A 16,501-nucleotide genomic window follows, 5' to 3' on the forward strand; every position below is an offset into this window, starting at 1 on the left:
TAAAAATTGGTGTCAGGTCCCCAAGCTCTGAGGATTCAGAAAGAGAAACTCAAAAAATGAACTGTTAAGAAAGAAATAAAAGGATTTGATGGGATGATCCCATCTATTTTGCCTGTTCGTTTAGTGCAGCTTCGATCTGAGCCATTATCTGCTTTGTTCTGAAGTGCTGCTGGTCCATTGCACCTGATGGGCATGCTGCCACACAGGTACCGCAGCCCTTACAGAGGGCCACGTTAACATTTGCATGGCCTTCCTCGATGCTTATGGCACCGAATGGGCAGAGTTCAATGCAGACCTCACATGCACCGCAGACATCGGAGTCTGTCACGGCGACTATTGGCTCGATCTCCACTTCACCCTTGACCATTGGTATCGCTGCACGTGCAGCTGCACCTGAAGCCTGTGCCACAGCGTCAGGGATGTCCTTTGGACCCTGAGCTACACCTGCAAGGTATACACCGTCTGTCAGGGTGTCAACAGGCCTTAGTTTTGGGTGGGCTTCCATGAGGAAACCGTCTGCAGATTTGGATAGACCTATGGTCTGTCTTAGTTTTTCTGAGCCCTCTGGTGGTACAAGTCCCACACCAAGGACGACCATGTCATAGTCGTACTCTGTGACCTTACCGAGGAGTGTGTCCTCGGATCTCACTGTCAGGGTCAGGTCAGGGTTTTCAATGATCTCGGCAGGTCGTCCCCTGATGAATTTGATTCCGTATTTCTCCTGTGAACGTTTGTAGAACTCTTCGAATCCTTTACCGAAGGCCCTTATGTCCATGTAGTAGAGTGTGACTTCGGTGTCAGGCATCTTGTCCTTGATGAGCTGTGCGTTCTTCATGATGTACATGCAGCAGACACGGGAACAGTATGGTTTTCCTATCTGCTCGTCCCTTGAACCGACACAGTGTATGAAGGCCACCCTCTTAGGTTTCTCACCGTCTGATGGTTTGATGACCTTACCGTCTGTTGGTCCTGAGGCGTTGATCATCCTTTCAAGCTCAAGACCTGTTATGACGTTGGTGTGCCTTCCGTAGCCGTATTCAAGTTTCTCTGTTGGGTCGTATGCATCGTATCCTGTTGCAACGATTATTGTACCGACCTCGATTTCTATCTCTTCTGGTTCCTGGTCGTGTTTTACGGCTCCCCTCTCACAGATCTCATCACAGAGCATGCACTCGATACAGTAGTCCTTGTCTATTGTTGCGCAGAGGGGGACGGCCTGTGGGAATGGTATGTACACTGCCTTGGTCATACCTATTCCTTCGTCGAAGTAGTTTGGCATTTCAATTGGACAGACCTCGACACAGGAACCGCAACCGGTACATAGGTCTTCATCTATGTATCTTGGTTTCTTCTCGATTTTGACCTTGAAGTTACCTATGTAACCGTCAACCTCCTTAACCTCGGCGTAGGTTATGAGTTCAATGTTGTCGTGTTTACCCACGTCCACCATCTTTGGTGCCAGGATACACATTGAACAGTCAAGGGTCGGGAAGGTTTTGTCCAGCTGACCCATTCTTCCTGAGATACTTGGCCTCTTCTCGACCATGTAGGTCTTGAATCCCATGTCAGCAAGGTCAAGGGCTGTCTGTATACCGGCGACACCCCCACCTATGACCAGTGCCTTGTCATCCACGCTGACCTTGGATGCTTCCAGGGGTTCGAGGAGCCTTACCTTGGCAACAGCCATCCTAACAAGGTCCTTGGCCTTTTCTGTTGCTCCTTCAGGGTCATCCATGTGTACCCATGAGTCCTGTTCCCTGAGGTTTGCGAATTCAAAGAGGAACTGGTTTAAACCTGCCTCCTCAACGCATCTCCTGAAGGTTGGTTCGTGAAGCCTTGGGGAACATGCAGCAACAACAACCCTGTTGAGTCCGAGTTCCTTTATGTCCTTCTGTATTTCAAGCTGACCCGGGTCGGAACAGTAGTATTTGTAGTCCTTTGAAACCACAACATTTGGTAGTTTTGCAGCGTAGTCCCTGACAGCTTCTATATCAACCACACCGCCGATGTTTACACCACAGTGGCAGACATAAACACCGATTTTTGGTTCTTCCATTGTTTCTTTCTTTTCTTCTGCCATTAGATCACCTTGCATAGGGGTATCTAACAATGATAATTAGGTGATGTAAGGTATAGCACTATCATAAATAAAGATTTCTATCAAGAATTTTAAGTAAGCTTTATATAGTATTACATTTTATTCTATTTATTCGGTTTTCTGATGAACATGTTTTATTTTATTAGCTGATTTCATGGAACATTCAGAGCACCATGGTCCAGAGGGGTATCGAGACAAGGGCCAGGGAGGTGCTCATGAATATGCAGGCAGATGTGAGGCCCACGTCAAGTTCATTCTCAATTGCAAGGACGGCCGCCAGCATGGCCGATGGCATGGACGCCTCAAGTATGATTACCGACATTTCAATACCCCTAAATGCCAGGGCACATGCCAGCAGGGCAGCTATCAGGGGTGATAAAACAAGTCGTATAGAACTTACGGCGGCGGCGTCGGTTATGGAATCCCTGAAGAACCTGAAGTTGATGGTTAAACCCAGGGATATCATTATAAGGGGAACCGCTGCGCCTGAAAGGTATCCGAGCACCGTACCTCCCAGGCCCAGGTGGATTCCCAGAAGGTTAAAGGTTATGCCAAGGAGGAATGCCCATAGGGGAGGGAAGAGGATGGTCCTTCGAAGAACCGTTTTCCTGGGGGCTCCCGAGGAAATGGCCAGGGAAAGTCCCAGGAGGGTGAAAAGGATCGTGGTGCCTGTATCATAGAAGATGGCCCGCACAAGTCCCTCGGAACCGAATATTCCAATGGTGACCGGGTAACCAAGGAAGCCTGAATTCATCATGGCTGCGGGTATCACGAGGGACCATGCGGTTCTGGAATCCATGCCCCTGTAGCGGGTCCATGTGAAGGCCATGGCCCCTGATATGAACCCGGTTAATATGCAGACTGCTGGTATGAGCAGGAGATGCGAGATTCCTGCAAGATCTGCCCTGTAGAGGGATGTGAATATAAGGGAGGGTATGGCCACGTTTATGACCACCCTGTTGAGTGGGGTGGCATCCTCCTCCCTGAGAACACCCAGGGACTTCAGGACATAACCTGTTATAACAAGGATTATTATGGAAAAAACAGTTTCAATGGATCCCATTTTACCACAAAAAAATTAAATTGTGGGTTTAATCAACTATACCTGCTGTGGTTATCTTGAATACGCATTCACCCTCAGGGAGGTGGGGGCTGTCAACGAGTCTTGCTATCCTCTTACCTGCAAGTCCCTTCTTGAGCCATATACGGTATGTTGCTGCGTGGCCAAGGACGTGACCGCCTATGGCCTTGGTGGGGCTGCCGAAGAACGCGTCAGGCCTTGCCTGAACCTGGTTGGTTACAAATACTGCGGCGTTGTAGGTGTTTGCAATGTTCTGGAGGGTGTGGAGGTGCTGGTTAAGTTTCTGCTGGCGTGTGGCAAGGGCCTCCCTTCCCACATACTCTGCCCTGAAGTGGGCTGTTAGGGAGTCCACAATAACCAGGCGTATGTTTTTACCCTCCTGTATGAGCTCGTTGACCTTCTCTGCCATGAGGATCTGATGGCTGGAGTTGAAGGCCCTTGCAATGTGTATCTTGTTAAGAACCTCCTCAAGGTCCAGTTCAAAGGCGTTTGCTATCTGTTCTATTCTCTCGGGCCTGAAGGTGTTCTCTGTGTCTATGAAGACCGCCTCTGCATCAAGCCCTCCCTTATCCTCAGGTAGCTGGACCGTGACTGCCAGTTCATGTGAAAGCTGGCTTTTACCTGACCCGAATTCGCCGAAAACTTCGGTGATGGCCTGGGTCTCTATCCCGCCGCCTATGAGTTCATCAAATGCCTTGCTCCCTGTTGTTATCCTTCCAACGTCCTTCCGGCGCTCCATCACATCAAAGGCGGTTTCGAAGTCTATCTTCTCAGCCCTTCGCGCCGCCTCTATTACCTTCTCAGCTACCCCCTCACCGATCTCTGCCTTTACAGATAATTCCTTGGCGGTGGCTGTTGCAAGACGCATCATATCGCCGAAACCCGCGTCCCTTAACTTCTGGGCTGTTTTAGCCCCTACATTTGGTAGATCTTCAAGTTCAACCATTTCAATCTCCCTTTAACATTCAGTCAGATAATCATCAGAGTTCAATATTCACAACCTTCCTCGGGATGAATCTAAGCTCCTCATTGTATTCATCGAACTCCGCGTTCCCTATAACCGTTACGGTGGCGCCGTTAAGATCCTCGACACGCTCCTGAAGTGCTGATTCATCTGCGGACCTGTTTATAGTATCAACAACCTCCCTTGTAGTCATCCCCAGGACCTTTTCAGCCTCCCTTCCAAAGAAGATCGTCCTTATCTCTCCGGTATCATCGCTGATCCATCCGGGGATCATCAGGAGGTACCTTGGTTCATCAACAAGTTCTCCGCAGAAGTTACATATGTTCTCCTCATTCATATCAAGCCTCTCATTACACGAAGGGCATTTCACAGAGAGTATGCGTCCCCCGTACATTTCATTGAGCTCCCCCCTGATCATGACGTTCCTTGACTCATCATCAAGGTCCTCAATGTTTTTCAGAGGGTAGAGTATCTCCTGGAGCTCCTCAAAGGATGGCAGGAGCTTCATATCCCTTTCAGTGGCTGCCTCGATTCTTGAACTTCTTCCTATGCTGAGTTCAAGTCTGCCTCCACCCATATCATCCCTGTAGATTACCCTCGGATTCTCTATCTTGACAGGGTCTCCTATGCTGAGGGGCATCTCAGCCTTCTCATCCCATAGGCTTGCCCTTATTGAGCCGGTGTCATCTGCAAATTCAACCGTCCTCACCATTCCTGGAGTTCCATCACCCCTCTGGAATTCCTTTGGATCGAAGAGGTCAATGACCCTTGCAACTATCCTTATGTCGGTGTTGTCCTCTTCAAGTTCATCTATCTTCTTTGTTGTGTAGAGCATTTCTTCAAGCTCCTCAAAGGATGGTAAATCCTGAATGTCCTCCGGGAGTGGCTCAGTAATCCTTGTTGTTCTTCCAGCGCTGAGTTCAACGCTGTATAGACCAAACCTGATTCTTGCGTTCTCAATTCTTATGGCGTCCCCGATGTTCAGGGGCTTTTGAGCCTTCTCGTTCCAGAGGCTGACCCTTATTTTGCCTGTTTCATCGGCAAGTTCCATTGACCTTACGATTCCTGTGCCGTCTTCCCTCTCAAATTCCCTTGGATCTGTGAGGCTGAATATGCGGCCTACAACATCAACCTCCTCTCCTTCATCCTCAATTTCAAGTACCTGTGATATCTTCAATGGCCTCAGGTGCTCCCTGTACTCCTCAAGGAGCCTCAGGAGTGACTCGTCGGATTTGGGGTTGATGGTTATCCTTGTATTGAAGTTGGTGTTTATGCGGTAGGAGTTGCTGTATTCATCAAACTCCACCCTTGCCCCTGATATTTTAACGATGTCCCCCTTGTTTATCTTCAGGAAGGCGTCATCATTCCAGAGGGTTACCCTTGCAGATCCTGTGTCGTCTGTGACCTCAACTGACCTCAGGGAGCCTGTTGTGCCATCGTTCCTCTCAAATTCTATCGGCTCATAGACCCTTGTTACCAGTCCAATCACGGTGACGCCGTCCTTCTCATGGAGGTCCCCTATCTTCATTATCTCCTCCCTGACTTCAGGGACATCGTAGTCGCCCCTGATTATCCTTGTGGTGCTTGTGTGGGTGAGTGTCACGCTGTCATCACGTCTCCTTGTCTGGGCCCCCAGTATCTTTACGGCGTCTCCCTCTTCAAGTCCCAGTTCCTCTATGAGGTTAACATCATTGTTCCAGAGGGTGTAGGTTGTTGAACCTGTGGAGTCAAGCAGTTCAAGTGTAACAAATTTACCATCCCTTCCATCCCTCTCAAAGGTCCTTACACGGGATATTCCCCTGATCCTTGCAATGACATTAACCTCCTCGTCCTCAACAAGTTCCCCTAAAGGTGTGATCTCCTCGGTGTATTCAGGGAATTCAGGGAAATCTGAGGGGTCCAGGACTTCAACCGTGGATCTTGGCATCAGATGGGCCTCCTTCCTGCCTCCGAAGCCGCCCTTTACGTTCACATCCCTTATCCTTATCACGTCGCCCTCACTGAATTTCTTCAGGAACTTGATGTTCTCTGTCCAGAAAACCGTCCTGATTTCCCCTGTGTCATCTGCAAGGATTACGTTTGTGAGTTTACCATCCTTTCCCTTCCTTGTGGTGAAGGTCCTTGGACTTGATATCCTCATGACCCTCCCGGTCAATGGTGTGCTGGCACCCTCCTCGAGTTTGGATATTTTATCCAGCCTGTGTTCGGGTTTCTCTGAGATGAGTTCATTTTCATCCCTGAGGATCTCATCTGTTATCATTGTGGCGATTGAGAGTTCATCCATGAACCCAACATCATCAAGTTCCTGTTTCCTCTTCTCTATGCGTTCCTGAAATTCTTCAAGGGACATTCTGTCCTTAATCTTCTGGTATTCCCTTTTTATTTCTTCCTTCATTTGGGTCCCTCACTTGATTAATAATATAATGCTGCATCCATTAATATAGGCTTGGTGAGCTACTGGAATAAGTATTAATTTATATTTAAATATTATTATCAAAGTATTTATATTGCTCGGCTAAAAATATTAGATTAAAATTCGTCCGAGTTTTTAGTATGATGCCAGAATACACCATTCCAGTGAACAGATGGGTACATTCAGATCCCATTGGATCTCTAATTCTGCCAGGTCTCCTTCCAGATGATTTGCTGGAAATTTTATGATCACCTTCACCACCTTTAAAGGAGGATAATAGATGTCTATGACTGTTTCTGAGAAGATACTTGCAAATGCTTCCGGTGAAAAGGAAGTGGAAGCCGGTGAAATAGTAATGGCAGATATAGATGTTGCCATGACCCATGACCTCACAGGGCCCCTTTCGGTTGAATCCTTTGAAAGGATAAGGGCAGATAGGGTCTGGGACCCTGAAAGGATCGTTGTAATATTCGACCATCAGGTGCCTGCAGACTCAATTGAAGCCGCCAGGAACCATATGATAATGAGGGACTTTGTAAGGAAACAGGGGATAGGAAACTTCTACGACGTCCGTGAAGGGGTGTGTCACCAGGTGCTCCCTGAAAAGGGTCACGTGGTGCCGGGCGAGGTTGTGGTGGGCACAGATTCCCACACCTGCACCCACGGAGCCCTGGGGGCCTTTGCAACAGGTATAGGGTCAACCGACATGGCGATGGTATTTGCAACAGGTAAACTCTGGTTCAGGGTCCCTGAAACCCTCAGATTTGAAATAACAGGGTCACTGCCAGAGCACGTCTATGCAAAGGACGTTGTCCTGAACATCATAGGCCGTGTGGGTGCAGACGGGGCCACCTACATGGCATGCGAGTTTGCAGGTGAAACCGTTGCAGAGATGAGCGTATCCGACAGGATGGTGCTCTCCAACATGGCAATAGAAATGGGTGGAAAGACAGGGATAGTGGAACCCGACGAAAAAACCATCAGATACGTTGAAAAAAGGTCGGGTAAACCATACAGGGTCTTTAAAACCGATAAGGATGCGGCATCACTCAGGGTGATGGATATTGATGTCAGTGAACTTGAACCGCAGGTTTCATGTCCCCACAACGTTGACAACGTGAAACCCGTCAGTGAAGTTGAGGGGACAGAGATAGACCAGGTATTCCTTGGCTCATGTACAAATGGAAGGCTCAGCGACCTCAGGGATGCTGCAGGGATACTGAAAAACAGGAAGGTCTCTGATGATGTGAGGATGCTTGTCATACCCGCATCAAGGGAGGTTTACCGCCGCGCCCTTGAGGAGGGACTCATGGAGATCTTCGTGGATGCAGGGGCACTTGTATGCAACCCCTGCTGCGGTCCATGCCTTGGAGGACATGTGGGCCTGGTGGGGCCTGGTGAGGTGAGCCTCTCCACATCAAACAGAAACTTCAGGGGGAGGCAGGGCAGCCCCGAAGCCGAAGTATACCTTTCATCGGCGGCTGTTGCAGCAGCATCCGCAGTTAAAGGAAAAATCACCCACCCAGCAAACATCAAATAGGAGGTTTAAAGATGAAAGGAAAGGTCTGGAAATTCCCTGATGACGTTGATACAGACATAATAATCCCCGGGCGGTACCTTGTTATAAGGGACCCTGAAAAACTTGCAGAACATGTCATGGAGGGTCTTGACCCTGAATTCCCATCAAAGGTCAGGCCCGGTGACTTCATAGTTGCAGGTAAAAACTTTGGATGCGGATCATCAAGGGAACACGCACCCCTGGCACTCAAGGGTGCTGGTGTGGCGGCCGTTATTGCAGAATCCTTTGCAAGGATATTCTACAGGAACGCCATAAACGTCGGCATACCCCTCCTTGAAGCCCCGGGGATAACGGATGAGCTTGAAGAGGGTGATGAAATCGAGGTCGATCTTGAAAGGGGCGTCATAATCAGGGATGGGGAAGAATTCCCATTCAAGAAGCTGCCTGATTTCATGCTGGAGATACTTGAAAGCGGGGGGCTCATACCCTACCTCAAAAGGGGTGGAGAACTGTAGGTGATGGAGATGAAGATAGCGGTTATACCCGGTGATGGCATTGGCGGTGAGGTTATGGATGCTGCCCTCACCGTGCTGGATGCCCTTGACCTTAACCCTGAACTCATCATGGCAGATGCAGGAGACGACTGCCTCGAGAGAACAGGGACCCCCCTGCCTGATGAAACCCTTGAGGCGGTGGGTGAGGCTGATGCAACACTGTTCGGAGCTGCAGGTGAAAGCGCCGCTGATGTAATAGTTAAACTTCGACGTGAATTCGGCCTTTTTGCGAATTTAAGGCCTGTAAGGTCTCTTCCAGGGGTTCAGTGCCTTTATCCGGACCTGGATTTTGTGATTGTCCGTGAGAACACCGAGGATCTCTATGTTGGTGATGAGGAGTACACGTCTGATGGTGCTGTTGCAAGGCGTGTTATAACCAGGGCTGCCTCCGAGAGGATTGTGAGGTTTGCCTTTGATTACGCGGTGGGTGATGGCCGCGGCGGTGTTACGGCCGTCCATAAGGCCAACGTCCTCAAGAAGACAGACGGCATATTCAGGGAAGTCTTCTACGAGGTCGCCTCCAGTTACCCCCAGGTGGAGGCCAATGACTACTATGTGGATGCCACAGCCATGTACCTCATCACACAGCCCCATGAATTCGATGTCATCGTCACAACCAACATGTTCGGAGACATACTCTCAGACGAAGCCGCAGCCCTGGTCGGAGGCCTCGGAGTAGCACCATCAGCAAACATAGGCGAAAAAAACGCCATATTCGAACCAGTACACGGATCAGCACCACAAATAGCCGGAAAAAACATAGCCAACCCCACAGCAATGATACTATCAACAGCACTCATGCTAAAACACCTCAAAAAACCACAAGAAGCCCAGAAAATACAGGAAGCACTTGAAGAAACACTCCGGAATGGACTTGTAACCCCGGACCTTGGTGGTGATCTTGGAACAGATGAAATGGCCAGGGAAATAGCCAGGAGAATTGAAGGGTGATCTTATGCTGGTGGAGGATGTCAGGTCTGATATACCCCTCCTTGAGGACCATGTTTACCTTGACGCCGCAAGCACAACTCCCACACCGCTTCCTGTTGTGAGGGCAATGGAGGAGTACTTCCTCTCCTACAATGCAAACACAGGTAGGGGTGCCTACTCCCTTCTTGTAAGGGCCACTGAAAGGTTGAATGAAGCCCGTTCAAAGGTCGCAGGCTTCATAAATGCCTCAGCAGATGAAATCATATTCACAAAGAACACCTCGGAGGCAATAAACATTGTAGCCGGTGGCCTGCGGTTCAGGAGGGGTGACTCGGTGGTTGTCCCCAACATCGAGCACCACTCAAACTTCCTTCCCTGGTTGAGGCTCAGGAAGATGGGAGTGGATGTGAGGGTTGTCAGGGCTGATGAGACTGGAGTTGTGGACCCATCCGTTATTGAGGACGCGGTTGATGATACAACGAGACTTGTTACGGTAACCCACATATCCAATGCGCTTGGTTCGGTGCAGGAGGTGGAGGAGATAGGCAGTATAGCCCATGAGCACGGCGCCCTCTACCTTGTGGACGCTGCCCAGTCCATAGGGCACATGGAAGTTGATGTTAAAGGGATAGGTGCTGATTTCGCAGCATTCCCCGGGCACAAGGGGACCATGGGGCCCGTTGGAACCGGCTTCCTGTACTGTAACAGGGAATGTATCGATGAACTTGAACCCTTCAGCCTTGGAGGCGGCACCGTCCTGGATGTATCAGAGGATGAATACGTCCTTGAAGAATTTCCGGCAAGATTTGAGGCCGGAACCCTTAACATTGCAGGTTTCATTGGCCTCGGGGCATCCATAGACTACATGAACCGTATAGGGATTGGCAGAATAGAGAAACACACCATTAAACTTACAGAGAAACTCTACAGTGAACTATCATCCATTGACAGGCTCGAGTGCTACGGTGACCCCCAAAACATTTATGGTATCCTTTCATTCAACATAGATAACATGGATCCCCACGACGTTGCAAAGCTCCTCGATGAAACCGCCGGCATCTGTGTTAGAAGCGGACACCACTGCGCAATACCTGCAATAAAGCACCTGGGGCTCCATGAAATGGGAGGCACGGTGAGGGCATCCATACACTACTATAACACAGAAGAGGAGATAGAATTACTCGCAGAAACCCTTAATGAAATATCATTACTGGGGGTTTGACCATGAACAAGGCTCAGGTAATAGCAATATTTATAGTAATAATAATGGTCCTAAGTACCGTTGCAGCTGCATTTATACTCTAAGGAGGAATCAGTATGGTTGAAGTTAGAATAGGGGCTGTTGTAGCCGAATTTAACTATGACATAACGCACATGATGCTTGAACTTGCCAGGGAGCATGCTAAATTCCTGGACTCTGAGATAACAAAGGTTATCCCTGTCCCGGGAGTCTTTGACATGCCCCTTGCAATAAAGAAGCTCCTCATGGATGATGAAATCGACGCGGTCATCACCCTGGGAGCCGTGATAGAGGGCGCCACCGACCATGACCAGATCGTTGTACAGCACGCTTCACGTAAAATAGCCGACCTGGCCCTTGAATATGATAAACCAGTTGCCCTGGGAATATCAGGTCCAGGGATGACAAGGCTTGAAGCCCACCAGCGTGTTGAATACGCTAAAAGAGCTGTTGAAGCTGCTGTTAAAATGCACAGAAGACTTAATGAATTCTGATCCCTGGAGAAGTTCCATGGAAATCCTCAAACCCTCTGATCTCAGGGAAAGGTTCAGGGACCCCTGGATATCACCCTACCGGAAGGTCATCACCATGGTGGACGGTGACCTTGTTGAGATAGTCGAGTATCACCCCTGCGTTTCAGGTTCGGAGTGGATGATATACCAGTACAGCCGCTCCAGTAAATTAATAGAAAGCGCCAGGAGGGACAGTAACAGACACACCTACATTGCAAGGACCGGTAAAGCTCCCCTGGAACTTAAAGCTAGTTTAAACGCTGCAGGGATCGAGGAGGTCCGTGTTGAGGGTGACGAGGTCCGTGTGGTGCATGCGGGTCTTGCAGGTGCAGGTGTTGGTGCTGCAATGTGCCGTGGCATGGCAGAGGGTGTTAAAAGGGTTGAGCTCTATGATGTGGGTGGAGGATCAAGGGAGGGCCGGGCTGCTGTTATAACACCACGGCTCGAGAAGGTGGTCATAGGAATAGATGACACCGACACCCCCGCTGAAGGTGCAACCTGGACCCTTGCAAACAATATGGGGCTCAGGCTCCAGGAGGAGGGCTTTGAATACCTGGACCATGTGACGGTCCAGCTCTACCCCCACAACCCCCACAAGACCCAGAACTGCGTATCAGTTGCCCTGGCCTTTGGGGTTGACCCCGGAAGGAAGGAACATCTTATTGATAAAGCAGCGAGACTCCTTGAAAAGAGCACCCTATCAGATAAAACAGCCATGGCTGTTCTGGAGGGCATAAGGGTCCCTGGAGAACTCAGAGAGTATTCCATGAATGCCAAGAAACGCCTCATGGAGGTTGAAGAAGCTGAAAGTGTTGCAGAAGCCCTGGGGATAGAGCTCATTGAGATAACCGGGTCTCAGGGAAAGATAGGAGCCCTAGCAGCCCTTGGCCTCTACAATGACCCTCAGGAGGCTGCAAGGGTCTACTACTGATTGGATTTTCCGGGTTGTGCCCCGGAACTCCATCATAACAGGGGCTCCATCATGGTATCACTTTTGAAAGCTAAAACCCCAACAGCAGAAGAAATTTAAAGCCATATGTTGAGGAATCTGCCCTCCGATGATGATGCAAAGAGCATGTCGCTTGGAAGGGTTCCAAGGACCTCAACCTTCACCACATGCCTGCCCCAGTAGACAGTGTAGTTGGCGGCTTCATCAGAGAACATGATCCTCCGGACGGGCACACCATTTATATAGATGGTGTATGCTCCCTTCTTCATTACCCCCGAGGTTTCGGCCACCTTAACCCCATCAACAAGGACTCTGACCTGTCTTCCAGGAGCCTCATCGGTCTGGATAATCACACCATTAAGGACCGTGATGTTTGATTCTGAAATGTTCCTCATGGCATAGATACCATTGAAAACCTTCCTCAGGTTACCATCCTGGATCACGTCACCTGCATTCAGCTGGAGGGCTTCCCTTGCATCAAGGGGCATCCTCATTATGTTGCCCTCCCCCTGCCTTGTCCTGTTGAGGGTGTAGGTCTCATTGGCTATGAATAGGCGGTCACCGTAGTTGAGGCCAAGGGTCTTTATCGCCTCCTCAGGGATTCTTATGGTGCCGTTCTCATTTTCAAGGGCGCTGTCAACGGTGTAGGGGCCCCGCACATCAAAAGTCCTGTTATCCTGACTCTTTTTCCATATTATAAGGTTTCCTGATGTGGGCTCAATGGATATCTTACCATCATCAACATGGACCGCGCCCAGGAGGGTTGATATCATTGCAATAAGGATCAGGCCGGATACGAGTATGGGGAAGTGCATGTAGATGAAGGACCTTACCGCCTGAACCTTGCCTGTTGATCGTCTGAACACGTACACCGATCTTCTGATGAGGCTTAAGAGATAATAAACTGCAACTATGAGCCCTGCAACGGCTATGACCACCCCCTCCATGGCAGGAATGGCCCTTATAAAGAATATGCTGAAAACACCCAGTGTTGTGAGTGAAAGCCCCAGTATACACATCCTTATGGCTTTACCCATGGAATCCATCATTGTTATCCTTCCATAGGCAAGCGCCCTGTCAACTATTGTCCTCACAACTTCATTGGCGACAAGGTTGAGGTCAGAGAGGCTGGCCATATCATGCTTTATGGTTCCGATGTCAACCTCCCTCACTGTAAGGCCCATTACATCTGCGTCGAGGACTATTCCCACATCAACACCATAGTCCTCCTCAAACTTCATTTTCTCAAGCACGGATCTCCTGGCAGCGAACTGGCCGCTCAGGGGCTGTTCAAATTTTATTTCAGGGAAGAAAAAATTTAAAAGTGGTTTAGCTGTTAATTCCGTCACCCTTCCTGCCTTTCGCCTGAACCTGGTCTTTGTAAGGTCTGCCTTACCCCTCAGGATGGGCTTTATCATCTTCTCCAGTTTCTCTGTTGTCATGTTCTTAAGGTCAGCATCCACAAAGGCCACTATTTCCCCCTTTGAATGTTTGAAGCCCGTTCTGAGGGCAGCTCCCTTACCCCTGTTACTGGTATGCCTTATAACCTTTGCACCTGCATTTTCTGCGACTTCTGCTGTGCTGTCTGTGGAGCCATCATCCACCACTATGACCTCTGTGACCATATCAGAGTTTCTGGCTGCCTCAACAACCTCTGCAACAGTCTTTTCTTCATTGAATGCGGGTATTACCACCGAGACTGACAGGTTATCTGTGATCCCTCTTTTCAGTGCGCAGAGGAGGAAGACCATTATAAGAATAAGCCATGACATCGCTACACCCTTCTGAATCTCTATATCTCCTATTGGTCCCATTTCATTTATAAATTGAAGAGTCTTCCGAGGTATTAAATAGGAATCATGATAAACCTTTAAGCATAACTCTAAAGGTGAATCTTCAAATGAAACCCAGAGTAATGATACTCCTTGGAAGCGCATCAGACTTTAGGATTGCCGAGAAGGCAATGGAGATCTTTGAGGAACTCAAGATACCCTACGACCTGAGGGTTGCATCCGCCCACAGAACCCATGAAAAGGTCAAAGCGATTGTGACGGAATCCATAAGGGAGGGTGTGGAGGTATTCATAGGTATAGCGGGACTCTCAGCCCACCTTCCGGGTATGATCTCTGCAAACACCCACCGACCGGTAATAGGGGTCCCTGTGGATGTTAAACTTGGGGGTCTGGACGCCCTCTTTGCATGTTCACAGATGCCCTTCCCTGCCCCGGTGGCTACGGTGGGGGTTGACCGTGGAGAGAATGCGGCGATACTGGCAGCCCAGATAATAGGTATAGGGGACCCTGAAGTGCGTGAAAGGGTTTCAAAGCTGAGAATGGGATTCTATGAGAAGGTTAGAAGGGATGAGTGCCAGATCCTGAACAGCATGGAAGGCTCATACTACTCACCCCTCAAGATTCAGATACCTGAAATTGAGGATGACGATGATAAAGAGTGGGGTGAGGCCCCCATGGTATCGGTCATCCCCGGCAGTTACTCTGACATGAAGATCGCCAAGAAGACCACCATGTTCCTTGACAGGCTCGGCATAAGCTATGACCTTAACGTCATATCACCCATAAGGTATCCTGAAAGATTTGAAAGGTACCTTGAGAAGATGAGGGACGTCAGACTGTTCATAGCCATAAGCGGCCTCTCAGCGCATGTAACCGGAGCGGTTGTGGCACTCAGTGACAGGCCTGTTATAGGTGTCCCCTGCCCCCTCAAGATGAACGGGTGGGACTCCCTCCTCTCAATGGTCAACATGCCCCCCGGTGTTCCTGTTGGAACCGTGGGTATAGGTAACGGTGGCAACGCCGCCATACTGGCAGCTGAAATGCTGGGAATCTATGATGAAAAGATCGAATCCCGTATAAAGAGGATAAAGAGTCGTTCAGTTAAGTTCTGACGGTGATGGAATGAGAAACTTCATGGAAATACTCCCTGAGAAGCCCGTGATAATAAAGGATGAAGTCTCAACCAGGTTCGAGGCAGCCAGGATACTCAGGGAACACCCCCGGGACCTTGTAATACTTGAAAACATTAAGGAATCGGATATACCTGTAATATCAGGGCTCTGTAACACCCGGGAGAAGATAGCCCTCTCCCTCAACTGCAGGGTCAATGAGATAACCGGGAGGATAGTGGATGCAATGGAAAATCCGACCCCCCTGGGAAGGGCCAGGAGCCTTAAGGGTTACAGCTCAGGGGAGGCTGACCTTTCAAGGCTCCCTGTCCTGACACATTACAGGAAGGATGGTGGCCCATACATCACTGCCGGGGTTATATTCGCAAGGGACCCTGAAACAGGAACCCGCAACGCCTCAATACACAGGATGATGGTCATGGGGAAGGACCGTATGGCTGTCCGTATAGTGCCAAGACACCTCTACACATACCATCAGCGGGCTGAGGCCATGGGCAGGGACCTTGAGATAGCGGTTGCCATAGGCCTTGACCCCGCCACACTCCTTGCAACAACAACCTCAATACCCATAGATGCCGATGAGATGGAGGTTGCAAACACCTTCCATGATGGTGGGCTGCAGCTTGTAAAATGTGAGGGGGTTGAACTGGAGGTGCCCCCTGCAGAGATAATCCTTGAGGGCCGCATACTCAACGGGGTCCGGGAAAGGGAGGGGCCCTTCGTTGACCTGACGGACACCTACGATGTTGTGAGGAAGGAACCAGTCATCAGGGTTGAAAGGATGCATATCAGGGAAGATGCCATGTATCATGCCATCCTGCCTGCTGGTTTTGAGCACCGGCTCCTCCAGGGTTTACCCCAGGAGCCAAGGATCTACAGGGCAGTCCAGAACACGGTCCCCACAGTAAAGGATGTTGTGCTGACAGAGGGGGGTTGCTGCTGGCTTCACGCAGCTGTATCCATAAGGAAGCAGACCCAGGGTGATGGTAAGAATGTTATAATGGCTGCCCTTGCAGCCCACCCCTCCCTGAAGCACGTGGTGGTTGTTGATGATGACATCAACGTATTTGATCCTGAAGAGATAGAATACGCCATTGCAACCAGGGTTAAGGGTGATGATGACATAGTCGTGGTTCCAGGTGCCAGGGGCTCTTCCCTTGACCCTGCAGCCCTCCCTGACGGGACAACCACCAAAGTGGGTGTTGATGCAACAATACCCCTTGACAGGTCCAAGAAGTTCCAGAGGGTGAGCAGGTCAGAATAATCCATCCCTGAAGGATGAACTGCCTGCTTAAATTTTACTTTTTTCTGAAAGCCT

13 protein-coding genes are annotated in these 16,501 nt (G+C 49.6%); 8 read left to right on the forward strand and 5 right to left on the reverse strand.

The annotated features are described in order from the left end of the window. Nucleotides 1-103: 103 nt before the first annotated feature. The 4 genes from hdrA to N5910_RS09120 all read right to left on the reverse strand — a co-directional run bounded on the left by hdrA (nt 104) and on the right by N5910_RS09120 (nt 6,538). Complete coding sequence (gene hdrA / locus N5910_RS09105) at nt 104-2,080, reverse strand: H(2):CoB-CoM heterodisulfide ferredoxin reductase subunit HdrA (RefSeq protein WP_261599591.1); 1,977 nt, start codon at nt 2,078-2,080, stop codon at nt 104-106. 181 nt (nt 2,081-2,261) lie between these two features. After that, nucleotides 2,262-3,161 (reverse strand): AEC family transporter, encoded by a 900-nt coding sequence (locus tag N5910_RS09110; protein WP_074359604.1) that lies wholly within the window; start codon nt 3,159-3,161, stop codon nt 2,262-2,264. A 28-nt stretch (nt 3,162-3,189) separates the two neighbouring features. Next, on the reverse strand, nt 3,190-4,125 hold the full coding sequence (radA, locus tag N5910_RS09115) for a DNA repair and recombination protein RadA (RefSeq protein ID WP_191216268.1): 936 nt from the start codon (nt 4,123-4,125) through the stop codon (nt 3,190-3,192). Between the two features lie 34 nt (nt 4,126-4,159). After that, complete coding sequence (locus N5910_RS09120) at nt 4,160-6,538, reverse strand: replication factor A (protein ID WP_191216269.1); 2,379 nt, start codon at nt 6,536-6,538, stop codon at nt 4,160-4,162. A 298-nt stretch (nt 6,539-6,836) separates the two neighbouring features. Between N5910_RS09120 and hacA the strand changes: the two genes are divergently transcribed. The 6 genes from hacA (at nt 6,837) to mmp11 (ending at nt 12,242) form a co-directional block, all read left to right on the forward strand. Further along, nucleotides 6,837-8,096, forward strand: coding sequence for a homoaconitase large subunit (hacA, locus tag N5910_RS09125; protein WP_191216270.1), 1,260 nt, complete (start codon nt 6,837-6,839; stop codon nt 8,094-8,096). 11 nt (nt 8,097-8,107) lie between these two features. Then, nucleotides 8,108-8,590 carry a 3-isopropylmalate dehydratase small subunit gene (locus tag N5910_RS09130; RefSeq protein ID WP_074359608.1) on the forward strand — a complete coding sequence of 161 codons (483 nt, stop codon included), beginning with the start codon at nt 8,108-8,110 and terminating at the stop codon, nt 8,588-8,590. Nucleotides 8,591-8,599: 9 nt separating this feature from the next. Next, entirely contained in the window at nt 8,600-9,580 is a 981-nt protein-coding gene (locus tag N5910_RS09135) for an isocitrate/isopropylmalate family dehydrogenase (protein ID WP_305054991.1), read from the forward strand. Nucleotides 9,581-9,584: 4 nt separating this feature from the next. Beyond that, nucleotides 9,585-10,781, forward strand: a complete 1,197-nt coding sequence (locus N5910_RS09140; protein ID WP_191216272.1) for a cysteine desulfurase — start codon at nt 9,585-9,587, stop codon at nt 10,779-10,781. Between the two features lie 95 nt (nt 10,782-10,876). After that, complete coding sequence (gene ribH / locus N5910_RS09145) at nt 10,877-11,293, forward strand: 6,7-dimethyl-8-ribityllumazine synthase (protein WP_074359609.1); 417 nt, start codon at nt 10,877-10,879, stop codon at nt 11,291-11,293. 16 nt (nt 11,294-11,309) lie between these two features. Continuing rightward, on the forward strand, nt 11,310-12,242 hold the full coding sequence (gene mmp11, locus N5910_RS09150; RefSeq protein WP_191216273.1) for a methanogenesis marker protein 11: 933 nt from the start codon (nt 11,310-11,312) through the stop codon (nt 12,240-12,242). Between the two features lie 95 nt (nt 12,243-12,337). Here mmp11 and N5910_RS09155 read toward each other — a convergent pair whose 3' ends face one another. Further along, on the reverse strand, nt 12,338-14,032 hold the full coding sequence (locus N5910_RS09155; RefSeq protein WP_261599592.1) for a glycosyltransferase: 1,695 nt from the start codon (nt 14,030-14,032) through the stop codon (nt 12,338-12,340). Nucleotides 14,033-14,160: 128 nt separating this feature from the next. Between N5910_RS09155 and purE the strand changes: the two genes are divergently transcribed. Further along, a complete protein-coding gene (gene purE, locus N5910_RS09160) occupies nt 14,161-15,165 on the forward strand; it encodes a 5-(carboxyamino)imidazole ribonucleotide mutase (protein ID WP_074359612.1) in 1,005 nt (334 codons plus the stop codon). A gap of 22 nt (nt 15,166-15,187) precedes the next feature. Continuing rightward, nucleotides 15,188-16,447: a UbiD family decarboxylase gene (locus N5910_RS09165; protein ID WP_074359837.1), complete on the forward strand. Its 1,260-nt coding sequence runs from the start codon at nt 15,188-15,190 to the stop codon at nt 16,445-16,447. The last annotated feature ends 54 nt before the right edge of the window (nt 16,448-16,501 follow it).

Source organism: Methanothermobacter wolfeii (genome assembly GCF_025397995.1).
Taxonomy (GTDB): Archaea; Methanobacteriota; Methanobacteria; order Methanobacteriales; family Methanothermobacteraceae; genus Methanothermobacter; species Methanothermobacter wolfei.